At 34.9% G+C, this 26,735-nt stretch carries 18 protein-coding genes and 2 pseudogenes; 7 read left to right on the top strand and 13 right to left on the bottom strand.

The annotated features are described in order from the left end of the window. Positions 1-62 precede the first annotated feature (62 nt). The 11 genes and pseudogenes from RRF69_RS11400 to RRF69_RS11350 form a co-directional block, all read right to left on the bottom strand. Positions 63-1,247 carry an aspartate aminotransferase family protein gene (locus RRF69_RS11400; protein ID WP_316939904.1) on the bottom strand — a complete coding sequence of 395 codons (1,185 nt, stop codon included), beginning with the start codon at positions 1,245-1,247 and terminating at the stop codon, positions 63-65. Beyond that, complete coding sequence (locus tag RRF69_RS11395; protein WP_316939903.1) at positions 1,247-2,884, bottom strand: OstA-like protein; 1,638 nt, start codon at positions 2,882-2,884, stop codon at positions 1,247-1,249. The genes RRF69_RS11400 and RRF69_RS11395 overlap by 1 nt, the downstream gene beginning before the upstream one ends. Before the next feature lie 64 nt (positions 2,885-2,948). Further along, positions 2,949-4,220: an adenylosuccinate synthase gene (locus tag RRF69_RS11390; protein WP_316939902.1), complete on the bottom strand. Its 1,272-nt coding sequence runs from the start codon at positions 4,218-4,220 to the stop codon at positions 2,949-2,951. Positions 4,221-4,260: 40 nt separating this feature from the next. After that, positions 4,261-4,719: a transcriptional repressor gene (locus RRF69_RS11385; protein ID WP_316939901.1), complete on the bottom strand. Its 459-nt coding sequence runs from the start codon at positions 4,717-4,719 to the stop codon at positions 4,261-4,263. 69 nt (positions 4,720-4,788) lie between these two features. After that, positions 4,789-7,005: a RelA/SpoT family protein gene (locus RRF69_RS11380; protein ID WP_316939900.1), complete on the bottom strand. Its 2,217-nt coding sequence runs from the start codon at positions 7,003-7,005 to the stop codon at positions 4,789-4,791. A 58-nt stretch (positions 7,006-7,063) separates the two neighbouring features. Next, positions 7,064-8,299, bottom strand: coding sequence for a M48 family metallopeptidase (locus RRF69_RS11375; RefSeq protein ID WP_316939899.1), 1,236 nt, complete (start codon positions 8,297-8,299; stop codon positions 7,064-7,066). After that, positions 8,299-9,042, bottom strand: a complete 744-nt coding sequence (gene ppgK, locus RRF69_RS11370; RefSeq protein ID WP_316939898.1) for a polyphosphate--glucose phosphotransferase — start codon at positions 9,040-9,042, stop codon at positions 8,299-8,301. Before ppgK ends, RRF69_RS11375 begins: the two co-directional genes overlap by 1 nt. A gap of 1 nt (position 9,043) precedes the next feature. Continuing rightward, entirely contained in the window at positions 9,044-9,838 is a 795-nt protein-coding gene (locus RRF69_RS11365; RefSeq protein WP_316939897.1) for an RNA methyltransferase, read from the bottom strand. A gap of 106 nt (positions 9,839-9,944) precedes the next feature. Further along, positions 9,945-11,242 (bottom strand): annotated as a pseudogene (locus RRF69_RS11360) (amidohydrolase family protein). Between the two features lie 19 nt (positions 11,243-11,261). Beyond that, positions 11,262-14,213 (bottom strand): amidohydrolase family protein, encoded by a 2,952-nt coding sequence (locus tag RRF69_RS11355; RefSeq protein WP_316939896.1) that lies wholly within the window; start codon positions 14,211-14,213, stop codon positions 11,262-11,264. 48 nt (positions 14,214-14,261) lie between these two features. Next, on the bottom strand, positions 14,262-15,332 hold the full coding sequence (locus tag RRF69_RS11350; RefSeq protein ID WP_316939894.1) for a DUF3810 domain-containing protein: 1,071 nt from the start codon (positions 15,330-15,332) through the stop codon (positions 14,262-14,264). 138 nt (positions 15,333-15,470) lie between these two features. Here RRF69_RS11350 and dnaB point away from each other — a divergent pair, with 138 nt between their 5' ends. From dnaB to bshA, 4 genes and pseudogenes are all read left to right on the top strand, one after another. Further along, on the top strand, positions 15,471-16,988 hold the full coding sequence (gene dnaB / locus RRF69_RS11345) for a replicative DNA helicase (RefSeq protein ID WP_316939893.1): 1,518 nt from the start codon (positions 15,471-15,473) through the stop codon (positions 16,986-16,988). A 118-nt stretch (positions 16,989-17,106) separates the two neighbouring features. After that, positions 17,107-18,290: pseudogene (locus tag RRF69_RS11340) on the top strand (asparagine synthetase B). Positions 18,291-18,423: 133 nt separating this feature from the next. Next, positions 18,424-19,269, top strand: coding sequence for a transketolase (locus RRF69_RS11335; protein ID WP_316939892.1), 846 nt, complete (start codon positions 18,424-18,426; stop codon positions 19,267-19,269). A gap of 352 nt (positions 19,270-19,621) precedes the next feature. Continuing rightward, the gene (gene bshA / locus RRF69_RS11330; RefSeq protein WP_316939891.1) at positions 19,622-20,752 is read left to right on the top strand and encodes an N-acetyl-alpha-D-glucosaminyl L-malate synthase BshA; all 1,131 of its coding nucleotides are present in this window, start codon (positions 19,622-19,624) and stop codon (positions 20,750-20,752) included. Here bshA and aroB read toward each other — a convergent pair. Beyond that, positions 20,749-21,807 carry a 3-dehydroquinate synthase gene (aroB, locus tag RRF69_RS11325; protein ID WP_316939890.1) on the bottom strand — a complete coding sequence of 353 codons (1,059 nt, stop codon included), beginning with the start codon at positions 21,805-21,807 and terminating at the stop codon, positions 20,749-20,751. The genes bshA and aroB overlap by 4 nt on opposite strands. An 89-nt stretch (positions 21,808-21,896) precedes the next feature. Here aroB and RRF69_RS11320 point away from each other — a divergent pair, with 89 nt between their 5' ends. The 3 genes from RRF69_RS11320 to typA all read left to right on the top strand — a co-directional run bounded on the left by RRF69_RS11320 (position 21,897) and on the right by typA (position 25,314). Next, complete coding sequence (locus tag RRF69_RS11320) at positions 21,897-23,060, top strand: proline dehydrogenase family protein (RefSeq protein WP_316939889.1); 1,164 nt, start codon at positions 21,897-21,899, stop codon at positions 23,058-23,060. 50 nt (positions 23,061-23,110) lie between these two features. Beyond that, a complete protein-coding gene (locus tag RRF69_RS11315) occupies positions 23,111-23,266 on the top strand; it encodes a hypothetical protein (protein ID WP_316939888.1) in 156 nt (51 codons plus the stop codon). Between the two features lie 275 nt (positions 23,267-23,541). Next, a complete protein-coding gene (gene typA / locus RRF69_RS11310; protein WP_316939887.1) occupies positions 23,542-25,314 on the top strand; it encodes a translational GTPase TypA in 1,773 nt (590 codons plus the stop codon). Between the two features lie 83 nt (positions 25,315-25,397). Here the strand turns inward: typA and RRF69_RS11305 are convergent, their stop codons facing one another. Next, on the bottom strand, positions 25,398-26,570 hold the full coding sequence (locus RRF69_RS11305; RefSeq protein ID WP_316939886.1) for a HAMP domain-containing sensor histidine kinase: 1,173 nt from the start codon (positions 26,568-26,570) through the stop codon (positions 25,398-25,400). Positions 26,571-26,735 lie beyond the last annotated feature (165 nt).

Genomic DNA, 26,735 nt, shown 5'->3' with positions numbered 1-26,735 from the left:
AAATTAACGCAATTTAATGAGAAGGAGTGAATTTGGACTCCTGTATAAAATGAAGAAGTGCTTTATCTTTGAGTTACTTTGTCAATCACTTCTTTTAATAGGGTACAGCCTTCAATAATTTCTTCGTCAGAAATTGTGAGTGGAGGTGTAATTCGGATTGCTTTTTTTTCAAAAAGTAAAAAGAATAGAATAAGACCCCTGTCTAGGCTGCTTAGAATGATTTCGGAAGCCAATTCTGCTGTGTCTACCATAGCAGCCAACATCAATCCTTTTCCTCTTATTTCTTGGATTGCTGGATGTTGTAAGTGTTTTCTGATGAGTTGTTCTTTGCGTAAAGTATCAGAAATTAAATTACTAGTAGTAATTTCTGTAACAGTTGCCAAACCAGCAGCAGCGATTATAGGATGACCACCAAAGGTAGTAATATGTCCTAATTTTGGTTCATTTTGTAATAATGCCATCATTTTATGTGGTGCTATGAAAGCTCCAATAGGCATCCCGCCACCCAATCCTTTTCCCGTAATTACGATATCAGGATTTACATTATAATGTTCAAACCCCCAAAACTTTCCTGTTCTTCCAATTCCTGTTTGAATTTCATCTAAAATCAACACTGCACAAACTGCATCACATCGTTGTTTTACTTTTTTAAGAAAATTATTGGTAGGTGTAATAAACCCTGCACCTCCTTGAATGGTTTCTAAAATAACTGCGGCAGTTTTAGATGTGATTTTGTCTAAATCGGCTTCATTATTGTATTGTATAAATTTTGCTCCAGGAACTAGGGGTCTAAAAGCTCTATTTTGTTCTTCTGCGCCAGAAATACTCATTGACCCTTGTGTATTTCCATGGTAAGAATGTTTTGCTGCAATTATTTCAGACCTTCCAGTAAGTTTCTTTGCCAATTTTAAGGCACCTTCTGTAGCTTCTGTTCCTGAATTGGTTAGATACACAGCCATGTTTCTATTTGGAAAGGTTTCTGAGAGTGATTTGCACAAAGCCACTGGTGCTTCTTGTACAAACTCACCATACACCATGACATGCGAATACTTGTCAACCTGTTCTTTAATTGCTTGAGATACTTTTGGATGTTGATGTCCTAAGCTATTTGCAGAAACTCCTGCAACAAAATCCAAATGTTTTTTCCCATTTGTATCATAGATATACGAACCCTTTGCATATGATATTTCTATTGCAAGTGGGTGAGGAGTGGTTTGTGCCTGATATGTGAAAAAATCCTTCTTCATTATTGTTCACTCAAAGCCTTGATCGTTCTGACTGGTTTCTTTGGTTTTTCGACAGTGGCTTCTATGGTTGGTGTAGAAGTTGATTTTACGATGACTCTTTTGCGTTTGGCATTTTTAGAAAGTATAGAGATTTTTTCAGTTATGAAAACGTCAGTCATTTTTTTGGGTTGTTCACTTTCACGCCAAATAAATCCCCGGAGCTGTTTTACGTCGTCGGGAAGTCGAGAAGGGGGATAGGTTTTTCCCTCTGTACTTTTAAGATATTTAATCGTTTCAATGATGCCTTTAGATAAAGTGAATTCGATATTGCTCGCAATTTCTTTTGAAATGGATTCTAAAACTGTAGCTTCATTTCTATTGTAGTATACAGATTCAGCATTTCCTTTTACCAGTAGGGTTCTAATGCTGTTGTTCTTAAATTTTCCGTAAATATTTCGCCCTTTTATTTGATTGAAATCTTCAATCCCCAAAGAATCTTTCGAATTGATAAATGCATTATTTAATACCTTTAAGGAGTCTAGTTTTTCAGTTTCTGTGTCGGTAATTAAATGAATTACATCTCCTGTTATCTGATTTTTATCTGCCCATAAAACTGGGTGCCTAAACATTCTGGTAAGACCAGTGGCTTGATCGGTATGGATTGAATCGCATTTTCCCTGCAAATCAGACTTGAATATTTTTACTTGGTTATAGGTACGAATGATTCTTTTTTCAGGAGGACCAGTAACCAGAATTGTATCTCCATGTACAAACATTGAATCTTTTCCAATAATACTAATTGCTAGGGCTTTTTTAACAATAAATAATGAATCTTTTAGCTCGAATAGTTCGGCATAATTTCCTTTGGTTAAAAAATTTTTAACCGAATCTTTAACGATAATATTATTGGTAGCAGAGGCAAATCCTCGGTTCTTGTCATAATAGAGACTATCTCCTTCGATAGTTCGTTCTTTTAAAAATAATTTTGCATTTTTTACAAAATGAGAAACATCTGTTTTGGTATTGTAAAACCCTTTTTCACTATAAATATGGTTTTGATCCGATGAATTGGTAATAGTTGTAGGACCATAGAAATAGGTCAAACCAGTATTGGTATAATAGTCCAAATGATCTGACACTAAGGTATGTTTTGGATTGACCACTTGTACTTTAGTGATCGCTGTAAATTTTTTCTTTTCTAGATAGTAATTCCCTTTTTTACTCTTTAAGGTATTGGTGGTGTCTTTTATAGTTGCATAACTTTTATAATACAATTTCTGATTTAACCGATCAAACTGCAAAGTATCTGACGTTAAGGTCATCGATGGGTCTTTTAAAATGACATTTCCCCATGAAAGTACCTGTTTCGAATTCCCATCATAATCAGTGTAATCACTGGTTTGTGTAATGGTGTCTCCTTGTTTTAAAAGCACATTTCCAATCGCTTTAAAAAAGTTTTCTTTTTTATAATAGAGTGCCTGTTGACAGGTTAAGACAGCCCCTTCATGTGTCATTTTGACTTCTCCTATCAATCGGGTAGCTCCGGGATATTTTTCTTCGTTGGTATCTTGAAGCTTTGCACTATAAAGAATCCTTTTTACTTGTGCAGTTGCACATAAAGGAAGAATCACTAGAAACAAAAAAAATATTCTTTTCAAGATTTTAGGTTTTAGGCAAAAATACTGAAAAGAATATCTCAAGTGTCTTAATATTTAGATAAAACTATCGAACGATGGTTTGTTTTCTGTCTGGTCCGACAGAAACGATTTTAACAGGAACGCCAGTTTCTCTTTCAATAAAAGCTATATAATCTAATAAGTTCTGTGGCAATTGCTCTTCAGAAGTCATTTTAGTTAAATCTTCGTTCCAGCCTTTAAATTCTGAATAATTTACAGAAACATTTTCGGGTTCGATATTGTAAGGTAAGTGTGAAATTTCCTTTCCCTTGTAGTTGTATGAAGTACACACTTTTAAGGTTTTAAAACCAGAAAGTACATCTCCTTTCATCATCATTAATTGAGTAACTCCATTAACATCTACTGCATATTTTAATGCGACTAAATCTAACCATCCACATCGTCTTGCTCTCCCCGTTGTTGCACCAAATTCTTGTCCAATTCTTCCCATTGTTTCTCCGTCTTCATCAAATAATTCAGTTGGAAATGGTCCAGAACCCACTCGGGTAGTATACGCTTTGAAGATTCCAAAAACATCGCCAATTCTATTTGGAGCCACTCCTAGACCAGTACAGGCACCTGCAGCAGTTGTGTTTGAAGAAGTTACATAAGGATAGGTTCCAAAATCAATGTCGAGTAAAGATCCCTGAGCTCCTTCTGCTAAGATTGTTTTCTTTTCTTTGATTGCCTGATTTAAAAACTCTTCACTATCAATAAATTGTAAGGTTCTTAATTTGTCAATTCCTCTGTCAAATTCAGCCTCTAATTCATCCAAGTCATATTCAATCTGAATATTGAAATAATCCAACATCCCGAGGTGTTTTGCTGTCAAGGCATGGTATTTTTCTTTCCAATTATCCAATTCTAAATCACCAACACGCATACCGTTTCTACCTGTTTTGTCCATATACGTTGGACCAATTCCTTTTAAGGTAGAACCAATTTTTGCTTTTCCTTTTGAAGTTTCTGAAGCAGCATCTAACAGTCGGTGAGTAGGTAAAATTAAGTGTGCTTTTCTCGAAATTAATAATTTCGAGGTATAATCAATATTGTGTTTGTCTAAATTTTCTAATTCTTTTTTGAAAATAACTGGGTCAATTACGACCCCATTTCCGACAACATTCAATGCAGTTTTGTGAAAAATTCCAGAAGGAATGGTATGTAATACGTGTTTTTTTCCGTCAAAAATTAATGTGTGCCCAGCATTTGGTCCTCCTTGAAAACGAGCGATGATATCATAATTTTTGGTTAAAACATCTACAATTTTTCCTTTTCCTTCATCTCCCCATTGTAATCCGAGTAATAAATCTACTGCCATTTGTTGTGTAATTAGTGTGTTGTTGTTTGTTGTGTTGTAATTAATGTGTTGATTGCTCTTTCTTCTTTGTTCCGTAGAAGTAAAGAGAATGATTATGGATGTCTACATTGAAAACTTCTTCAATGGTTTTTTTTATAATTTGTATTCTTGGATCGCAAAATTCTTTAACTTCTGCTGTATCCGTAATAATTAAATGATCGTGGTTCTTGTCGAAGTAGCTTTTTTCGTAGCGCGCCATCGATTGGCCATTAAATTGATGCTTTCGAACCAATCCACAGTCAAGTAACAAATCAATGGTATTGTAGAGCGTGGCTCTACTTACGCGGTAGTTTTTATTTTTCATTTTGATATACAAAGATTCAATATCGAAATGATCGTCTACAGCATAAATTTCTTGAAGAATGGCAAAACGTTCAGGTGTCTTTCGGTGCTTATTGTCTTCTAAAAAAGAAGTAAACACTTTTTTTACAACTTCCTGATTGTTTTCAGAATTACTCATCTATTAATTTTTTCAAAAACAAATTTACAGTAATTTATGAATTAATTAATGCTTTTAAATAAATGATATTTACAAAGTATTAACACGCACCACTTTTTTCACCCCTTCGATTTTTTGAATACTGAAAATCAGCTTTTTAAGTTGTGCTCTATTGTTGACACTGATTGAAATTTTACCATCAAAAACTCCTTCATTTCCAGCAATATTAATGCTGTGAATAAAAACGCCAATATAGTTCGATATAATTCGTGTCAAATTATTCATGATTCCATCATTATCAACTCCATTGATCTGTAAAATTACTTTAAAATCCTGTTTGGTAGAATCGATCCATTTTGTTTTGATAATACGATAGGCATAATTTGACTGTAAAGAAATTGAATTTGGACAATTTTTTTTATGAATTTTGATACCGTCATTTATGGTGATAAACCCAAAAACAGCATCTCCAGCAATTGGATTGCAACATTTAGAGAGTTTATATTCTAGTTTTTCTTCATCATTTCCAAAAACTAGGGCATCATATTTATGGGTAACTTCTTCTTCTTCAATAAAATCTTTATTTGGAGATTTTCGGAGTTTATTTTTAAAAAAACTGATGAAAGTATTATTTCTTTGTGTCACAAAACTCTTGAGCTGAGTATTGTCTATGGCTCCACTCCCGATTCTGAAAAACAAATCGAAACTGGTTCTGAGTTTAAAATAGGTAACCAGTTCATTCACCACTTTATCGTTAAAAGCAATTTTTAAATGACGTAATTTTCGGTTCAAAATAGCCTTTCCTTCGTCAGCAATCTTTTTTTCTTCGTCTTTTAGGGCGGCCTTAATTTTAGTTCTTGCCCTAGCCGTAATCACAAAATCCAACCATCTTGAATTGGGTTTGATATTTGAGGTAGTAATGACTTCAATTTGGTCTCCACTATTAAGAATATGACTTAATGGGACTAGTTTCCCATTGACTTTCACTCCTCGACACTTTAGTCCTACATCGGTATGAATAGAAAATGCAAAATCTAAGGCTGAAGCTCCTTTTGGTAAGGATTTTAAATCCCCGTTTGGGGTAAATACATAAATCTCTTTTGCATATAAATTCAGCTTAAAGTCTTCAACAAAATCTACTGCATTTAAACTTTGGTTTTCTAGGGTTTCCTTTAATTTATTCAACCAACCTTCCAGACCATTTTCGTTGATTTTTCCTTGTTTGTATTTAAAGTGCGCTGCATAGCCTTTTTCTGCAATTTCATCCATTCGTTTGGATCGAATCTGTACTTCAACCCATTGAGCATCCGGACCAATTACGGTTATGTGTAGGGCTTCATACCCAGTTGATTTGGGTTGCGAAATCCAATCTCTTAAACGAGATGGGTTGGGTTTGAAATAATCAGTTACTATAGAATAAATTTTCCAAGCTTCAAATTTTTCATCAACTGAATTAGGCTCAAATATAATTCGAATCGCAAATTTATCGTACACTTCATCAAAAGATACATTCTGTTTTCTCATTTTTCTTCGAATCGAGAAAATGGATTTGAAACGCCCTTTTATTTCATAGTTGAAATTTTCTTTGTTTAAGCCTTTTTGAATGGTTTCCGAAAATGTATCGATGTAATTACGCTGCTCTTCTTTACTTTCCTTAATCTTGGCTTTAATGTCTTTAAAAACTTCGGGTTCGGTATATTTTAAACCCAAATCTTCCAATTCGGTTTTAATATTGTACAATCCCAATCGATGCGCCAAGGGTGCATAGATATATAAAGTTTCTGATGCTATTTTGATTTGTTTATCCGCTGGCATTGCATCCATGGTTTGCATATTGTGCAATCGGTCGGCAATTTTTATTAAAATTACTCGAACATCGTCATTGAGCGTCAATAGCATTTTTCTGAAGTTCTCTGCTTGAATTGAAGCGTCTTGCTCCTTGTTCAAACGAGAAATTTTAGTCAAACCATTTACAATACGAGCAATTGTTTCACCAAAAAGTTGCTCAATATCTTCTATAGTGTAGTGGGTGTCTTCAACTACATCGTGCAACAAGGCCGCTGCGATGGAAGTAGCTCCTAATCCAATTTCATAGGCAACAATTTTTGCAACTGCTATGGGATGGTAAATGTAGGGTTCTCCTGTCTTTCGTCTTTGTGCAGAATGCGCTTCGACAGAAACTTCAAAGGCATGACGAATCAAGTCTCTATCGTCCTTTGATAAAACTTCATAAGTACCCTTTAGCAAATCCTTGTAACGACTTGCTATTTCCTTGTTTTCTTCTTCTTCAGAAACCTTGTATTCCATCTAAATTTAGTGCATTTCATTCCTATGTGAAAATAGGACAAAGAAATTACATAAGCAACTATTCCTTTTTTAAATTTTGAACTCTTTCTAACAGAGTTGGATGGGAATAATGCATGAAAACATATGCAGGATGGGGAGTAAGATTGCTTAAACTGTTTTTGGACAGTTTTTTAAGTGAGCTAATCAAGGGTTCAGCAGCAAAGGTTTCTTTGGCGAAATTATCTGCCTGATACTCAAATACTCGCGAAATATAATTCATCATTACACCTGTAACTTCTGATAGGGGAGAATATAAAATTCCGAAGGCAATAAAACCAATATGAAAACTTGGTTCAGAAACACCCAGAGCTTCTGAAAAAATGGGCATATTGATGAATAATGATAGGAGAAATAAAGTAAGTCCGGTGAGTAGGATAGAGGTCATTAAATTAAAAATTATGTGTTTTTTTTGATAGTGTCCTACTTCATGCGCTAATACTGCCACAATTTCGTCGGTTTGTAAATCCTGAATCAATGTATCAAAAAGAGTGATTCTTTTTTGAGTGCCAAAACCAGAAAAATAGGCGTTAGCTTTAGTGGATCGTTTAGATCCATCAATTACATAAATGTTATCGATAGTAAAACCTACCTTGTGTGCATAAGTTTTGATGGCAGATTTTAATTCACCTTCATCTAAAGGAGTTTGCTTATTGAACAAGGGAACGATTAGTTTTGAATAAAAAAGATTGATCAATAGTGAAAATGTAGCTACTAATATCCAAGCATAGATCCAAAAATTAGCTCCTGCAATTTGATAAAACCAAATAATTAGCGATAAAATTCCTCCACCCAAAAGCGCAGAAATCAACCAGCCTTTTAGTTTGTCAATCCAAAATAGTTTTTTTGTGGTTTTGTTAAATCCAAACTTTTCTTCGATGACGAAAGTTTTATAATAAGAAAAAGGAGTGGTTAAGATGTCAGAACCAAACATGATGATTGCAAAGAAGAGTAAGGCAACCAAAATCGGATTCTCTGTATAGTTTCGTGCAACACCATCGACGTATTTAAATCCGTCTAAAAAGAAAAAACTGAGTGTAAGCGCAACAGAAAAGATAGTGGTTTTTTTAGAAAATTGCTCGTTGGTTTTCTTGTAGTCTTGAGATTTTTTGTATTCATTTTCTTCGTAAACGTCTGACAATTCAGCAGGGATTGGGTCATTAAAATGCTTTGCATTGAGTGCACCCAAAATACTGTCTACAATAAAGCTGAGTACAAGTATAGAAATAAGAATGTAAAATACGGTTGTGGCTTCCATTAGTGCTTCTTTTTTGCGTACAAGGCAGCACCTATGATGCCTGCATTATTTTTAAATTTTGCAACTTTTATTGGAACATCTACGGTTAAATGTCCTTTAAATTCTTTAAATTTCTTGCTAATACCTCCTGCTAAAATGAAGAGTTTTGGAGTATGTATTGTTTTGATATGAATTAAAAATAGATCAAATCTTTCTGCCCATTGTTTTAATGATAACCCGTCTCTTTTTCTTGCGGAATCTGCAGCAAATTTTTCAATAATTTCTCCATCTGTATGATAAATTCTCCCCAATTCTACATTGGGAATTAATTTTCCATTATAAAATAAACCAGCGCCAATGCCGGTTCCAATAGTGATTACAAATACTTTTCCGTTGCTATTTTTTCCAGCTCCTAGCTTTATTTCAGCAAGTCCGGCTAGATCGGCATCATTACTTACATAAAAAGGCAACCCTTCACAAGTTTTTTTGAAAAGTTTGTCAATTTTGACATCGACCCATTGTTCACTTAAGTTTCCGGGGTGTTTGCACTTTCCATCCACTACAATGGTAGGAAAACAACAGCCAACAATTCCCTTCCAATTAAAATAAGAAACCATTTCTTTTACCACTTTTGCAACAGCTTCAGGGGTCGCAGGTTTTGGGGTATCGATTCGGTGTCTTTTGGAAATTAATTCTCCTGTCTTGGTTTCAACAATTGCTGCTTTGATTCCTGTTCCTCCAATATCTATTCCTAAAACTTCCATATTAAATAAATTGTCTTTGTCTTTTGGCTTCAAAAAGTACGATAGCAGCAGCAACAGAAACATTCATGGAATCTATTTGCCCTTGCATAGGTATCTTTATATTTTGTGTGGCTTTCTCTCGCCAAATGGCTGTTAGTCCCGTTGCTTCTGTTCCCACTACAATTGCTGTAGCTGTCGTATAATTTTCTTTATGGTATTCGTTTGAATTCTGAAGAGTGGTTGCATAAATGTGTACCTTATGCTGATTTAAAAAAGCAATGATTTCTTCTGAGCTCCCTGTTGCAATTTGATTGGTAAAAACACAACCCACACTCGAGCGAATAATGTTTGAGTTATACAAATCTGTTTTGGGGTTTGCAATCAAAACGGCATCAATATTCGCTGCATCAGCTGTTCGCAGTAATGCACCAATATTTCCAGGTTTTTCTGGGGATTCGGCAATTAAAATAAGGGGAGTGTTATTCTTAAACTCAATATTTTTCAGGGAAAAATCCTTAGTTTTTACTAAAGCAATAATCCCTTCTGTTGAATCTCTGTAGGCTAATTTTTGATAGACCTCTTTAGAGATTTCGATTCTGTTGATATTGGAATTGAAAAGATGCAAAATTTCGCTTTCAGAAATTAAATCTGCATCGTACAATACAGTCTCAAATTCATAAGCACCCTTGATGGCTAATGAAATTTCACGTTTTCCTTCAATAAGAAAGAGCGCTTGTTTTTTGCGCTCTCGAGCTTTGTCTTGAAGTTTTAGTAAATTTTTTATATAAGTATTTTGGGGGCTGGTAATGACTTTCATTATTGCAAAGATACTAATTTGTATGTTTTGGGGAAAGACTAATTTTTGAACAAATATCCTACCTATTTTTTAAATTGATACGTATAAAATGATTTACAAAATGATCTTATTCTGCTTTGTATTTATTTGAATAGCGCTTCCACAATTTGGTTTGGTGAGTTTCTAAGCTAATCTTTCTACCTTGAATAAATGCATCAGTCAAAATATTTCCTTTCATATCCAAAGCATCTCCTTCCGATATAAATAAAGTTGCTTGTTTTCCTACTTCTAAGGTACCAACTAAATGGTCTATTCCTAAAATCGTAGCGGTACTGGAAGTAATCAATTTCAAGGCTTCTTCTTTATCTATTCCATATGCAGCATAGGTTCCTGCATAAAAAGGGAGATTTCTTGTATTCATTCGCTCCATTTGTCCTTCCATTCCCAAACTAACAGTAATTCCTTTTGCTATTAAAATCTGAGCTGTTCTATAAGACAAATCATAATCGTCATCTTCCCCATCTGGTATTCTATGAGAGCGATCAATAATTACTGGAATGTTATTTTTGAGTATCAAATCGGCTACATTTTCAGCACCTTTGGCATGCACTAAAACCAACTTCTGAATGCCTAGCTTTGTTATTGTAGCAATAGCATCAGTAATTTCACGTTCACCATTTACATGAACAAAAAGACGTTGTGATCCATCAAATAATCCTTTTGTTGCGTTATAAGGGATGTTTTCGACTGCTTGCTTACTTTCTATATGTCTTTTAGCATCTAAAAAAAAGTCTTTAATTTCATTGATTTTTTCAATGTATTTTGGATCCTCTTTTAAGGCAGGATCTTCACCCAGCCACCATCGACCCCGAGTAAAACTTCCTACCAATTGATATGAATGGCATCATCTTTTTGAACAACAGCATCTTCCCAGTTCCAAGCATCAAATTGCATGATTGATGAAGTTCCAGAAATAGTCCCTCCTCTAGGGGTGATTTGCCCCATCAACACGCCGTTTGGACGCATAGTTTCAATTACTTTGCTTTCTGAATTGTATGCAATTAGACTTCTGATATGAGGCAGCATGGTACCCACTTCATCTTCATCATCAGTTGCTCTTACGGCATCAATTTCTACTAGACCTAGGGATGCGTTTGCAGCGATAAATCCTGGATAGAGATGTTTGCCTTGGGCATTGATAAGAATCCCTTGACGGGCAATTTTTGACATTGCATTGCCAACAAAAGTAATTTTCCCATCATTGAACATCAGTAATGCGTTTTCAATGACCTTGCCATTTCCGAGATGTGCTGTTGCCCCCTCTATACTATAGGCCTGTGTTTGTTTTGGTGCTGGTGTTTGTTGTGAAAAGAGATTTCCTATCCAAAAAACGCAGAGCAAAGCTGGTATCAGATTATTGTTCATTTGATTTGGTTTATTTTTTTTATTCTGTATCACAGTGGAAGTTTTGATTTCTTTTTTTCTTTGGCATTTGTGTTTCTCCACCTTTCATTTTTGCATCCAGCATCATTTTGATTAATTGACCTTTTTCGGATTGAATGGCTTTTCGTTTTTCTAAATCGCTTGCAATATCAAAATAAACTGCACCATCGATGATTGTTTTTTCTGCTTTTGCATAAATTGATAGTGGATTCTGATTCCATAGAACCACATCGGCATCTTTTCCTTCTTTGATGCTTCCTGTACGGTCATCTAAATGCAACAATTTAGCAGGATTGATTGTGATCATTTTCCAAGCTTCCAGTTCCGACATCCCTCCATATTTAATGGTTTTTGCTGCTTCTTGATTCAATCTTCTAGACATTTCTCTATCGTCAGAATTGATAGCTACGGTAACTCCTTGATTTGCTAAAATTGCAGCATTGTATGGAATGGCATCCAAAACCTCATATTTATAGGCCCACCAATCAGAAAAAGTAGAAGCACCCACACCATGCGCTTTCATTTTGTCTGCTACCTTATAGCCTTCAAGAATATGGGTAAATGTATTGATGTTAAAATTAAATTTTTCAGCAACCTTCATCAACATATTAATTTCAGATTGTACATAAGAATGACAGGAAATAAACCGCTCTTTTCGAAGGATTTCTGCTAAGGTTTCCAATTCGAGGTCTTTACGATAAGGTTTTCCACTATTCTTTTGGGCATCATATTCCTTCGCTCTCTGGAAATAATCCATATAAACTTGTTCTGTTCCCATTCTTGTTTGTGGAAAACGAATGGTATTTGTTTCTCCCCAATTGGATTGTTTTACGTTTTCACCCAAGGCAAACTTGATGTATTTGGGTGAATTTTTTATCAATAATCCGTTTGCATTTTCACCCCATTTCAATTTGATAATGGCAGAACGCCCCCCAATTGGATTTGCCGATCCATGCAAAATTTGAATGGTGGTAACACCTCCTGCTAAGTTCCGATAGATATTCATGTCGTTTGGGTTCACCACATCTTCGATGCTAACTTCAGCGGTAGAATTATGCCCAGATTCATTGACTGCTGAAGTAGCAATATGAGAGTGTTCATCTATAATACCAGCAGTTAAGTGCTTTCCAGTTCCGTCGATGACTTTGGCATTTCTTTGACGGATATTTTTACCAATTTTTGCAATACGACCCTCTTTTAGTAAGACATCCGTGTTTTCCAAAATACCTTCCTCTTCAGAGGTCCAAACAGTTGCATTTTGAATTAAAATAGTCTCTTGGGTGGGAATACGAACGTTTCCATAGCCAACATTGGGATAACTGACAGGAGAAAAGACCAAACTATCTTTTTTCTTCTCTTCCTCTTTTTTCTTTTCTTTTTCTCTGGCAATTTGCTTCGCAGCTGACCATTCCGATTTCTTTCCAGAAGCATCATAGGCAATGCCTTGCATGACATTTGCTACATTCACGGTTTGTCCTACCAATCTGACGTACCCTTCGTCTCCTAGTATGGTTATGCGAATCCAGTTGTCTTTATAAGAGAACTGTGATTTTATTTTTTTATCCCCTAAAGTGATATCTCCTTTCTGCTTGGTACCTTGTCCAGTAATGTTTAGAGTGTAGTTGGTATTGTGTACAGATAAGTTGTAACTTCCTGTAAGGTTTCTGATAGTTCGATCGGTAATAACATTTTTCGTGCCTTGAACCCAGTTTTCAAAGAGGATTGTTTTTGGGTCAAATACATCTCCAGAGGTAATGATGAAATTGGCATAACTTCCCACGTTCAAATTTCCAATATTGGTTTTTCCAAGTATTTCTGCAGGTTTTGTAGTCAAAGCTTCGAGAGCTTTTTCCTTATCAAAGCCATATTTTATAGCTTTTTGCAGATTCTTATGAAAATTCTCAAGGGACTTCAATGTATGTGTGGTCAATGCAAAAGGGACTTCGTTTTTTGATAAAATTGCTAGATTGCTAGGTTCTTGATTCCATCTTCGCAGATCACTCACAGCAATGTTTTTTGCAAGCAATGGATTGCTCACATCATAGGCTTTTCTGAAATTGATTGGAATGATGAAATTGGCATTGGTTTTCTTAATGTCATCTATTCGTTCAAATTCATCACCCCCACCTACAATAGTATACTGTATTCCGTATTCGTCACCAACTTTGTCTGCTCTTAAAACATCTAAAAGATTGCCGCCATCAAAGAATTGTACCAGGTTTTTGTTGGCATTCAATGCTGCTAAAGAAGCATCTTTGTTTTTTGCATTTCCACTAGCATACCAATCTGCATCCAAATAGGTTTGACGCAATAAAGCCATTGAGCCCATTTTTGAGGTTGGATAGGCCTGACGTGATTGAACACTTTTAGTAAACGATAAGTATTGACCAGAATTTTGATCCAACATTCGATAGGCATCAGAAGAATTTGGGTTCAATGCCACCAAGATTCCATTTCCTCGTATAATTCCGTCTTGTAAATGTGTATTGACAACTCCAAAACCCGCTTTTAAATATTCAGTAGCTTTTTTGGTGTCAAATACAAAATGGTTTTTTGCTTTGGTTTCTGGTCGGATATGATCGTTCCAATAATAGCCTTTTCTGGTAGCATCATATTGAGGTGTTCTGCTATTAGTTTCGGCTTTTTTTGGTTTTGAAATTCCGAAGTCACTATATACATCAATAAATGAAGGATAGATTGTGTTGCCTGTTGCATCGATTAGATTCGTTCCCTTTGGGATTTTTACAGTTTTCCCGACATCAATCACTTTTCCATCTTTAATTAGTAAGGTTCCCTTTTTTATGATTTTTTTAGGAGTCACATAGAGGGTAGCATTTTGGATTGCGACCATCGTACTCGGAGTTGTTTTAACTCCTGTATTTGTTGGAAAGTACTCCTGAGCTTTGGCAGAGAACACCATCAAAAAGGAGCAGAACAAGAATACTTTTTTCATAGATATTTTTTTGAAACTGTTATAGCTGTCTAAATTAATAAAAAAAAATTAACTTTTTTCTTCAAAGTAAGAAATCAACAAATCCACTACATAATTATAAGAAGCAGTCCCTTTTTCTTGTTTGTTGGCTTTTAAATACACATTGTAGCCTTTTTTAACCCAGGGCTCAAATGGGTTTTGATAGGCTTTCCAAAATTGATTGCTATTTTGAAAATCTTTCAGAATTCCGATATGAATCTTTTTCCAAAGTTCTGAAGCTGTTTTAGGGTCTCTTTTTCTAACCTCCTGAATGAGGTATCCAAAAGCCATGCGATAGCTAGCATATTTGAAATAGACATCCTCATTGTAATTTGCAGCTAAAAACCCTATGAAATTCGCTTCATTTTCTGCAGCATATCCAAGCTGATGCGCCATTTCGTGGCAGGTAGTGGTTGGGTAACTTGTTTTTGGGATTCGATCATTTACTTGTGCTTCTCCTGTTAAAGGATTGAAATACCCCGCTGTTCCATTATAACTTTGCAACCCGCTCATTAAAGAATTTTTTACGGAAGGATATTGATAGTAAAGAGCCGGAAAATCATGCGCTAAATTTTTATAACCGTTCAATGCCATTTGATACATTTTTTTTGAGGAATAAGGGTTATGGACTCTCAAGGTATCATTTTGGGTAATACTTTCATGACAATAATTCAACTGTTCAATTACCTCAGAAGTTGTATGGAGCAATTGTTGTGTGGTGTATTCTGTTTGATTATAACCTAAGTTTTTAGCCAAAGAAATGCGGTAGTAATTCAATCCCCAAAAGAGATAAAAGCATCCATAGAGAAGAGAGAGTGCGGCAGTCAATTGCACCAATTTCGGAAGCCAATTTTTGAATTTATTTTTAAACATTTTATAGACAAACCGTAGGAACAAAAAAAGAAGTAAAGCAAGCAATACATCTCCAAAAGAAAACGGAATCCATCCAAATAGCATTCGAAAAAATGCAGCAATGATTGGGTAAATACCTTGAGAATAATAGTGTTCAACAATGGCTGGATGTTTCCCAGCAGCTTGTACCAAAACAATCTGAATTGGAAGTAGAATTGTGAGAAAAAGATGCTTTTTGTTAATTTTCATATGGGTAAAAATAACAAATCAATTTAGAAGTTGTGTGGTTATGAACAAGATAATAACAATTTAGTTTACAATAATTGTCAACAAATAAAAGTTCTAATTCTTAAAGCCCAATCAATGTAAAAAATTACATTTGTATCCATGGAAAAAACGAATGCGATCGCAGGAACAAAAGTAGATAAATCGAGAATTATTAGCCTTGAAAAAGGTAAGATTCCGCCACAGGCAGTCGAATTAGAGGAAGCTGTACTCGGTGCGATGATGATTGATAAAAAAGGAATTGATGATGTTATCGATATTTTAAGTGCAGACGCTTTTTACGACAGCAAACACCATGAAATTTATGCGGTCATCTTTGAATTATTCCAGAATTCAGAGCCTATTGACCTTTTGACAGTTTCGAACTTGTTGAAAAAGAAAGGGAAATTAGAATTTGTTGGAGGTGATTTCTTTTTAATTCGTTTAACACAAAAAGTTGCATCCTCTGCACATATCGAGTTCCATGCTCGGATCATTCTTCAAAAATACATTCAACGAAAGTTGATTTCTATTTCAAGTGAAATTATCGAAAACGCTTACGATGAAAGTACTGATGTTTTTGATTTATTAGACGATGCAGAGGCTAAATTATTTGAAGTAACACAAGGGAACTTAAAAAAGAGTTCTGAAGATGCAGGTTCTTTGGTTAAGCAAGCCTTAAAGAAAATTCAGGAAATTGGAAATCAAGAAGGAATGTCTGGTTTGGCAACAGGGTTTACCAAATTAGATGCTTTAACTTCTGGTTGGCAGCCTTCCGATTTGGTCATCATTGCTGCACGTCCCGGTATGGGAAAAACAGCTTTCGTGATTTCGATGGCAAAAAATATGGCCATTGATTTCAATCATGGAGTTGCTGTATTCTCTTTGGAGATGTCTTCTGTGCAGTTAATTACCCGTATGATTTCTTCGGAAACTGGGCTGACTTCTGAAAAATTAAGAAAAGGAAATTTAGAGCCTCACGAATGGGAACAACTCAACGTGAAAGTAAAAAAATTATCTGATGCACCCATCTTTATTGATGATACCCCGTCTTTGTCCATTTTTGATTTGCGTGCAAAAGCACGAAGATTGGTGTCACAACATGGCGTAAAAATTATTGTGATTGATTATTTACAATTAATGACAGCTGGTGGAAAAGCAGGAGGGAACCGTGAACAAGAAATCTCTATGATTTCTAGAAACTTAAAGGCATTGGCAAAAGAATTGGCTGTTCCAGTCATTGCACTTTCGCAATTGTCTCGTGCAGTGGAAACACGTGGTGGGTCCAAAAGGCCATTACTGTCTGATTTACGTGAATCGGGTGCAATTGAGCAAGATGCAGATATTGTCTCTTTTATTTTCCGTCCTGAATATTACGGAATGACTGAATGGGACGATGACGAACACACACCATGTGAAGGACAAGGAGAGTTTATTGTTGCTAAACATAGAAACGGTGGTTTGGATAATATTCGTTTGAAATTTACAGGGCATTTGGCAAAATTTTCAGATTTAGAAGAAGGTTTTAGCTCTGAATTTCAATCATCCATGAATGCAGATTTTCCAGATGATGTTTTTCCAGATCAAAGAATTGAACCCAAAGATGCATTTGGAGGAGATGAAACTGACATTCCATTTTAATTCACTATTTTTATTTGATGAATGAATTCATAAAAAAATGCAAATGAAAAAAGGGCTCTCATTTCTTTTATTTTTAATGATTTCAAACTCAGTTTGGGCATCTTTTATCTACATCCCTATGAGTGATGAGAATCAGAAAAATCATTTGAAGGCCTATGGAATTGTGTATTTTGGTTTGGAAGTAGGGCTGAAGTCAAAATGGTTGCTCAACTATGATGGTGGAGCCTTTTTGATAGAACACAATAAAATAATTGAGAAAGAATGCAAAATAAGAGGGGTTTCTTACGAGGTAATTTCGGATGCAAAAGCCCAACTGGTATTGCAAGAAATTAGTGCACCCTCTTCCAATCAGGATGCGGTAACCCTAGAGAAAGCTCCAAAAATCGCAGTCTATTCGCCAAAAGATAAATTGCCTTGGGACGATGCAGTAACCATGGTATTGACCTATGCTGAAATTCCTTTCGACGTTGTTTATGACCGTGAAGTTCTCGATGATAAATTGTTATTGTATGAATGGTTGCACCTGCATCATGAAGATTTTACAGGGCAGTATGGTCGGTTTTACGGTTCTTTTAGGACGACTCCTGGTATATTGAAGGCAAACAACGGGCAGAAAAATTAGCCAAAGAATTAGGGTTTGAGAAAGTTTCTCAAGAAAAGTTAGCTGTTGCAAAAAAAATTAGAGATTATGTGATTGGGGGTGGATTTATGTTTGCAATGTGTTCTGCAACGGATAGTTTTGACATCGCCCTTTCAGCAGAAGGGGTAGATATTGCAGAAGCCATGTTTGATGGAGACGCCTCTGAACCGAACTATCAATCTAAAATCAATGATCGTAAAACATTTGCCTTTAAAGATTTTGAATTGATTCGCAATCCTATAACCTATGAGTTTTCTAGTATCGACATGACTCAAAAGCGTAAAATCCCTAAAACATCCGATTATTTTTCATTGGTAGAATTTTCTGCTAAATGGGATCCAGTTCCTACAATGTTGACTCAAAATCATACCACAGTGGTCAAAGGTTTTATGGGACAGACCACTTCGTTTGATCGTAGTACGATCAAGTCGAATGTATTGGTTCTGGGGGAAAACAAAACCAATAGAGAAGCTCGGTATATACATGGCACCAAAGGAAAAGGGATGTTTACTTTTTACGGAGGGCACGATCCAGAAGATTATACTCATCGAGTTGGAGACCCAAAAACCGAATTGGAATTGCATCCTACATCTCCAGGATATCGCCTTATTTTAAACAATGTATTGTTTCCCGCTGCAAAGAAAAAGAAACAAAAAACTTAGGTATAGACCCATTTTAGTCGCCTGAAGAGGGACTATAAACAGGCTGTTAATAAATCTTCAATAAATATTTTTTAAAGCCAATACAAATCCAATCACTTTTGTATTTTTGTTCACAACAAATTATAATTTAAAAATGCCAACAACACAACAATTACAAGATTTCACGCAACAAGTTCGTAGAGATATTTTACGTATGGTTCATAAAGTAAATTCAGGGCACCCGGGTGGTTCTTTGGGGTGTGCAGAGTTTATTAGCTGTCTGTACCAAGAAGTAATGGACTATTCTTCAGACTTTCCGATGGACGGTGTCAACGAAGATCTTTTCTTCTTATCAAACGGACATATTTCGCCTGTTTTTTATAGTGTTTTGGCACATAGTGGCTTTTTCCCTGTGTCAGAATTAGCAACTTTTAGATTGTTAGACTCTAGATTACAAGGGCATCCAACAACACATGAAGGATTGCCAGGAGTCCGAATAGCTTCAGGTTCCTTAGGACAAGGAATGTCGGTTGCAATTGGTGCTGCACAAGCAAAAAAATTAAACGGAGACTCAAAAATCGTTTATACTTTACATGGTGATGGAGAACTGCAAGAGGGACAAAACTGGGAAGCAATTATGTACGCATCTGCCAAAAAGGTAGATAATATTATTTGTACAATCGATTTAAATGGAAAGCAAATTGACGGTTCTACCGATGAGGTTTTGGCAATGGGAAGCATCAAAGCAAAATTTGAAGCTTTTGATTGGGAGGTTTTAGAAGTTGAAAAAGGAAATGACATCGATACTATTTTAGCTGCTTTGGCTGCTGCAAAATCTAAAACAGGAAAAGGAAAACCCGTTTGTATTTTGTTAAAAACAGAAATGGGGAATGGGGTCGATTTTATGATGCATACGCATGCTTGGCATGGGAAAGCACCTAGTGATGCTCAATTGGAAGATGCTTTGTCACAAAATCCAGAAACCTTAGGAGATTATTAAAAACACATTTCTCACTTTTAAAAGTGAAATACGATAGTTATCAAAGAGTTTTTCAATAATGTTGAAAAACTCTTTTTTTTTGTACTCTTCAACAGTGATTCTTTGCCTTTAGATTGAAGAGCTAGAGATTTCTTCTCAGTCAGCTTATAAGGAGGAACTCAAAGGTTTTTAAATTTTAAGAGGTTTAAATGATTGTTTAATTATAAATAAATTGATAATGAGTCAATTGTGTCAATGTTAAACATTTTGGATCCATACTTAAGTATTTTTTTTGAATAGTTCTCTTAGAATACAAGTATCTTTACTGCGAGGAAATTGTAAATCGCTCAAATATTAAATCTTTATACTAGGAATGAAAATAGGTATTGTTTGTTATCCAACCTTTGGTGGAAGTGGAGTTGTCGCAACAGAATTGGGAATGGCTTTGGCCGATAAAGGGCACGAAGTTCATTTTATTACTTACAACCAACCTGTGCGTTTAGATTTTATTTCACACAATTTACATTTTCATGAAGTCCTGCTAGAAGAATATCCATTATTTCACTATCAACCCTACGAATTGGCACTATCAACTAAAATGGTAGATGTTGTAGAAAAACACCATTTGGAAGTCTTACACGTGCATTATGCAATACCACATGCCTATGCTGCCTATATGGCTAAGCAAATGTTGAAAGAAAAAGGAATTCACATCAAAGTGGTTACAACACTTCACGGAACTGACATTACCTTAGTTGGAAGCCATCCAACCTATAAAACAGCGGTTGAATTTAGCATCAATCATTCTGATGTGGTTACGGCAGTTTCTAAAAGTTTAAAAGACACAACCAATCGCCTTTTTAATATCAAAAAAGAGATTCAAGTAATTTATAATTTTATTGATGACGAAAAGTACGACCATGCGAACCATGAAGAGTGCCAACGAATTGCATTGGCAAATCCTAATGAAAGAATTTTAACCCATGTGAGTAATTTCAGATCTGTAAAAAGAACTGAAGATGTAGTACGAATTTTTCATTTAGTACAACAAGATGTTCCTTCAAAACTATTAATGGTAGGTGATGGTCCAGAAAGAGCAAAAACAGAGCAATTGGTTGAGCAATTGGGACTTTCTGGAAAAGTATTTTTTCTAGGAAATAGCAACGAGGTAGCTAAGGTATTATGCTATTCGGATGTTTTTTTACTGCCTTCAGAAACAGAAAGTTTTGGACTTGCTGCACTGGAAGCAATGGCCGCAAATACTCCAGTAATATCAACAAATACTGGGGGGTTGCCAGAAGTGAATATTCACGGAAAAACAGGATATTTAAGTAATTTGGGAGATGTAGTTGAGATGTCACAAAATACCATCTCTATCTTAAAAGATGATGCTACCCTTTTACAATTCAAACAAAATGCAAAGGCACATACCAAGCAATTTTCATTAGAAAATATCTTGCCAGTCTATGAGGATATCTACAAATCTTGTTGTGAAACGTCTTAAGAATTATAGAAATTCATACTTTCAATAATGAGTGCTTCAGAGACTTTACAATCCAATTGATGATTTTCAAAATCATTGAGCAATACAAAGTTAACTTGTCCGCTTACATTTTTCTTATCGTGTTTCAATAGGTCAAGAATAGCTCCAAAATCACTTTCTAAAAGGTTCGTTTTGAGATAGAGATCGACAATCGTTTCTTTTATCAAGGCTAATTTTTGGACAGGGAAGTTTAATAATTTTGAAGAAATATAACTTTCACAAACCATTCCAATTGCAATAGCCTCCCCGTGCGTCAAGTTTTCTTTGTCTTTTGATTCTAGGTAAAAAGATTCAATTGCATGCCCAATAGTATGCCCGAAATTTAAAATTTTTCGCAAACTGTGTTCCTTAGGATCCTGCAAAACGATTTCATTTTTTATTTCTACAGATCGAAATATTAATTCATCGTAATTGGGTTCTTTAGATGTTCTTATCTGATTAAAAAGATGCAGGTCATAAGTAAGTCCGTATTTAATAATTTCTGCCATTCCAGACTTAATTTCTCGTTCTGTAACGGTCGACAAATATTGAGAATCAACCAACACCATTTCTGGATTTGAAAACAATCCAACTTGATTTTTCAATACCCCTAAGTCTACTCCTGTTTTTCCACCTACAGATGCATCAACCATCGATAATAAAGTGGTCGGAATATTGATAAAGTCAATTCCACGTTTAAAAGTTGCCGCAACAAAACCACCTAAATCTGTAATGACACCACCACCTAGAGTGATGAGTAAACTTTTTCGATCTCCACCCAATTCAGTTATTGCATTCCAAACACCAATACAAGTCTCTATGTTTTTATTTATTTCACCAGATTCAATTTCAATAACCTCAATTGGTTTTTCTGTAACCAAATTCGGAATAAATTTAGGATAACAGTGTTCAAAAGTATTCTCATCTACTAGAATAAAGAGGGTAGAGTAGTTCTTTTCAATAATTAAATTGTTAAGGTTTTGGTAGGCTTTATCTTGAAAGTGAACAAGATAAGAGGCAGCTTGAATAGATTTCATATGGGTTTCAATAAATGCGCAATTTAAGTAGAAATTATTAAATTATTTGCAGTCTATCGCTATCTTTGTTGAATTAAATTATACCCTTAATGAAATTTTTCGAAAACACCCAAGTTGCATTTTCTTTAAAATCAGATTCTGAACTAGAACGTGCATATTTTCTTTTTAAGATGATTCAAAACCAACCGATGGTTCGTATTGGAACAGCAGTTACCAATTTTGCTTTAAAAGCACATTTACCCGTTGAAGGGTTGATTCGTTCGACAGTTTTTGATCATTTTTGTGGTGGCGTAAACGAAGAAGATTGTTTAACTGTAATAGATGGAATGTATGAAAAGGGAAATGTCTGTAGCGTTCTGGACTATTCTGTGGAAGGAAAAGAAGGAGAACTAGTTTTTGATGCAACCGTTGAGAAAATTTTGAAAGTAATTGCATTTAGTCAAGATAAAAAATCGATTCCTTATGCCGTATTCAAACCAACTGGTTTTGGAAGATTCGGTTTGTTTCAAAAAATAACAGAAGGTAAGGAATTGTCCCCTGAAGAAAATACAGAATGGGAGCGCGTTAAAGAACGCTTCCACGAAGTATGTAAAGCTGCTTCTGAAAAAAATATCCCACTATTAATTGATGCTGAAGAAAGTTGGATGCAGGGGGCTGCTGACGATTTGTTAGAAGATTTAATGGAAACCTACAACAAAGAAAAAGCGATTGTTTTTAATACCCTACAAATGTATCGACATGATAGAATGTCATATTTAAAAGCACTGCACCAAAGAGCACAAGAAAAAGGGTTTTATATTGGATTAAAGGTCGTGAGAGGTGCGTATATGGAAAAAGAACGCAGAAGAGCTTATGAACACAATTACCCTTCACCAATTTGTGCCGACAAAGCTGCTACAGATTTAAATTATAATGAAGCAATTCATTATATTTTGGAACATAAAAAAATTGCTCTTTTTGCAGGAACTCATAATGAGGAAAGTTCAATGTTGGTGATGGAACTTGCTAAAAAGCACCACATTGCTGTAGATGATCCTAGCTTATGGTTTGGGCAATTATTAGGGATGAGTGACCACATCAGTTTTAACTTGGCAAAAGAAGGCTACAACGTAGCCAAGTATGTTCCTTTTGGACCAGTTAGAGACGTGATGCCATATTTGATTAGAAGAGCAGAAGAAAATACTTCGGTAGCTGGACAGACCAGCAGAGAGCTGAATCTGATTCAGGCAGAACGAAAAAGAAGAAAATTGTAATGACTTCCAGAGAGGAACTTAACATTTTACTGATTAAAAATAAAGCGCGATTGGCGAAAGAATTAGCCGAGAGTAAGGAAGTGGTTCGATTGATTAAAAAATCAATAAAAACGGATTTGACCGAAGAAGAAACGTTAAAAGTTAGAAACCAATTGCTCGATATTTGCAAGGCCATTCCTGCATTTGCTGTCTTTCTCTTACTATAGGTGGCGCTTTGCTATTGCCTTTACTTATCAAATTGATTCCAAATATCTTACCCTCAGCTTTTCGAGAAGATCTTTAATTTTCATAATCCAAAAGGGATTGTTTCCTTTTTTATCGGTAAGTGTATCCTTTCAGAAAAGTGGCTTTGTGGATTTTGAAAGTAGCATACTCCCAAACAATGACATGTGAAAAGGCTTTTTTGGTTAAAATAACTCGATAGAAAGATTGTAATTCACATCTAAACAACTACTTTTGCACGAAATTTAAGAAAGTACAAATGCAACCAATAAGAAATATCGCAATCATTGCGCACGTCGATCACGGAAAAACAACACTAGTAGATAAAATTATTGATCAAGCTAAAGTATTGGACGATCGTAAAGAACGTACAGATTTATTGTTAGACAATAATGACTTAGAACGTGAAAGAGGAATTACAATTCTATCCAAAAACGTTTCTGTAACCTACAAGAATACAAAAATTAACGTTATTGATACTCCGGGTCACGCCGATTTTGGTGGTGAAGTAGAGCGTGTATTGAAAATGGCAGACGGTGTTTTGTTGTTAGTAGATGCATTTGAAGGACCGATGCCTCAGACTCGTTTTGTGTTAGGGAAAGCTTTAGAGTTAGGATTAACACCTATTTTGGTTGTTAACAAAGTAGACAAAGAAAACTGTACTCCTGATATCGTTCATGAAAAAGTTTTTGATTTAATGTTTGCATTAGAAGCAACAGAGGAGCAATTGGACTTTACAACAGTCTATGGTTCAGCAAAAAACAATTGGATGAGTACCGATTGGCAAAATCAAACCGAAAATATTATTCCTTTATTGGATGCCGTGTTGGAGTCAATTCCAGCAACCAAATACAATGAAGGTACTCCTCAAATGCAAATTACTTCTTTAGACTTTTCTTCTTTTACAGGTAGAATTGCCATCGGACGAGTATTTAGGGGAGATTTAGAAGTAGGAAAAGAGTATATGCTTTGTAAGGCTGACGGATCTACAAAGAAAGTTCGAATCAAAGAACTCCATGTATTCGAAGGAATGGGGAAAGTTCAAGTAGAAAAAGTACCTTGTGGAGATATTTGTGCAATAACAGGTCTGGAAGGTTTCGAAATTGGAGATACTATCGCTGATTTAGAAAATCCTGAAGCGTTGCCAAGAACAGAAATTGACCAACCTACCATGAGCATGTTGTTTACAATTAACAATTCTCCTTTCTTTGGTAAAGAAGGAAAATATGTTACTTCTCGTCACATTCGTGATCGCCTCTTTAAAGAATTAGAAAAGAATTTAGCCTTAAAAGTTGAAACAACCGATTCTGAAGATAAATTTAATGTTTTTGGTCGTGGTGTTTTACACTTATCCGTATTGATCGAAACCATGCGTAGAGAAGGATATGAATTGCAAGTGGGAAGACCACAAGTAATTATTAAAATGATTGATGGGAAGAAACATGAGCCAATGGAAACATTGTCGATTGATGTTCCTGAAGATGTTGCTTCTAAAGCGGTAAACTTGGTTTCTTTACGTAAAGGTGATTTATTAATCATGGAACCTAAAGGAGATCTTCAACATTTAGAGTTTTCAATTCCATCTCGAGGATTGATTGGTTTAAGAAACAGAATTTTAACAGCAACTGCGGGTACCGCAATTATCAACCATAGATTTAGTGAATATGGGCCTTACAAAGGAGACTTTACCGAAGAAGTAAAAGGAGCAATCGTTTCTTCTGCTGCTGGTAAAGCAACTGCCTATGCATTAAACCGCTTACAAGACAGAGGACGTTTCTTTATTGATGTGAATCAAGAGATTTATGTTGGTCAAGTCATTGGTGAAAATTCAAAATCTGATGAAATGGCTGTAAACTTGATCAAAGGAAAGCAATTAACTAACATGCGAAAATCGGGTACCGATGATGCTATGAAAATTGCTCCAAAAATAAATTTCTCATTAGAGGAAAATATGGAATATATTAAAGCTGACGAATATTTAGAGGTAACTCCAGAAAATCTTCGTATGCGTAAAATTGTTTTTAAGGGATAATTTTAAAAAAAAAGCGATTAAAAATACAAAGACTCAAGTAAAAACTTGAGTCTTTTTTATGATAAAAATTGAGAATCTCTTAGTTATAAACTCAATGGAAGTGTAAATATAAAACTACTTCCTCTTCCTATTTTACTTTCAGATTTTATTTCTCCATGATTCATTTGGACAAATTCTTTACAAATTAGCAGTCCCAATCCACTACCAGATTCTCCAGCGGTTCCTATAGATGAAGTGTTTTTATTTGACTTGAATAACTCGGCCTGTTTTTTAGGATCGATTCCTACACCGTTGTCAGAGATTCTAACTTCACAAAAATCGTTTTGAATGCTAGAAGAAATTTGTATCTCTCCATTGGCATTGGTAAATTTAATTGCATTTGAAATAAGATTTACAAAAATTGATTTCAACATATTTCGATCTGCTAGTACAGCAATAGGATCAGATGCATTAAAGACTAAGGAAATCTTTTTAATACTAGCACTCGGATGTAATATCTGAATCATTTCTTCAATAAGAATATTGATTCTAATCTTTTCAATTTTAAAATTAACATACTCGTTTTGAGTATTTCCCCATTCCAAAATATTGTCTAACATTACTAGAGACTCTTTGGCTTTGGTGTATAAGATGGTACTGTATTTTAACGTTTCTTCTAAATTTCGATTTGCAGTTGCATTTTCGATTAATAAATTAGAATACCCAAGAATTACATTAAAAGGACTTCTTAGATCGTGTGCGATCACGGTTAATAAACGGTCTTTAGAAATGTTTAGGGCAACTACTTTGGCTTTGGTTTCTTTTAATTGGGTAAGTTTTTTAGTATTTTCTGGAATTTCATTAAAAATTATAGCGATTTCTTGCTCATTCACTTTACAGGCATAAATTTCAAAATACTTTTGAAGCTCTTTAGAATAATTCTGAAAAGATTGAGTGTTTCCTGTTTTTAATACCCTAGCAAAGGTTTCAAACCAATAATTTTCAACGATCACAAAAATATCATTTACTTTGTGATCTATGATTTCTTCAATTGGGAGGCCAATTATTTTTTGAAAAGTAGAATTAACTTTTCGAAAGTAGAAGTCTACAGCTTGATTATTTGTATCAAAAATTAATTCAATAATGACAAACATTTCATTATTGTTTTCGAGATAGGAAGGCAATTTTTTATCGGAATCTATGAGTAGTCCTTCTAATTGTTGTTCGAGTCTTTGATACTTTTCTAGAAGAGCTTTAAATTTTTTCTCATAATTCATATGTTTTTTTTTGAAAGATATCTTATTTTGTTCAAATATGAAAGTTTTATTGAACTTAGTTTTAGGTTACTCGTAATGTTACCTGTTCGCAATCAGGATGTTGCATTTTTATTACTGTATTTATAATTTAAAATAAAAAAATATTATAATTATGCACAAACGAGT

It is taken from the genome of Polaribacter sp. HL-MS24, from assembly GCF_032758595.1.
Taxonomy (GTDB): Bacteria; Bacteroidota; Bacteroidia; order Flavobacteriales; family Flavobacteriaceae; genus Polaribacter.
This window is presented reverse-complemented; position numbering and strand designations above follow the sequence as displayed.

Coding starts and splice junctions, on each gene's coding strand:
- dnaB (WP_316939893.1), top strand. CDS start 15,471: ATGGAAAAAACGAATGCGATCGCAGGAACAAAAGTAGATAAATCGAGA.
- bshA (WP_316939891.1), top strand. CDS start 19,622: ATGAAAATAGGTATTGTTTGTTATCCAACCTTTGGTGGAAGTGGAGTT.
- RRF69_RS11375 (WP_316939899.1), bottom strand. CDS start 8,299: ATGGAAGCCACAACCGTATTTTACATTCTTATTTCTATACTTGTACTC.
- typA (WP_316939887.1), top strand. CDS start 23,542: ATGCAACCAATAAGAAATATCGCAATCATTGCGCACGTCGATCACGGA.
- aroB (WP_316939890.1), bottom strand. CDS start 21,807: ATGAAATCTATTCAAGCTGCCTCTTATCTTGTTCACTTTCAAGATAAA.
- RRF69_RS11320 (WP_316939889.1), top strand. CDS start 21,897: ATGAAATTTTTCGAAAACACCCAAGTTGCATTTTCTTTAAAATCAGAT.
- ppgK (WP_316939898.1), bottom strand. CDS start 9,042: ATGGAAGTTTTAGGAATAGATATTGGAGGAACAGGAATCAAAGCAGCA.
- RRF69_RS11385 (WP_316939901.1), bottom strand. CDS start 4,719: ATGAGTAATTCTGAAAACAATCAGGAAGTTGTAAAAAAAGTGTTTACT.
- RRF69_RS11380 (WP_316939900.1), bottom strand. CDS start 7,005: ATGGAATACAAGGTTTCTGAAGAAGAAGAAAACAAGGAAATAGCAAGT.
- RRF69_RS11400 (WP_316939904.1), bottom strand. CDS start 1,247: ATGAAGAAGGATTTTTTCACATATCAGGCACAAACCACTCCTCACCCA.
- RRF69_RS11350 (WP_316939894.1), bottom strand. CDS start 15,332: ATGAAAATTAACAAAAAGCATCTTTTTCTCACAATTCTACTTCCAATT.
- RRF69_RS11335 (WP_316939892.1), top strand. CDS start 18,424: ATGCCAACAACACAACAATTACAAGATTTCACGCAACAAGTTCGTAGA.
- RRF69_RS11355 (WP_316939896.1), bottom strand. CDS start 14,213: ATGAAAAAAGTATTCTTGTTCTGCTCCTTTTTGATGGTGTTCTCTGCC.
- RRF69_RS11305 (WP_316939886.1), bottom strand. CDS start 26,570: ATGAATTATGAGAAAAAATTTAAAGCTCTTCTAGAAAAGTATCAAAGA.
- RRF69_RS11365 (WP_316939897.1), bottom strand. CDS start 9,838: ATGAAAGTCATTACCAGCCCCCAAAATACTTATATAAAAAATTTACTA.
- RRF69_RS11390 (WP_316939902.1), bottom strand. CDS start 4,220: ATGGCAGTAGATTTATTACTCGGATTACAATGGGGAGATGAAGGAAAA.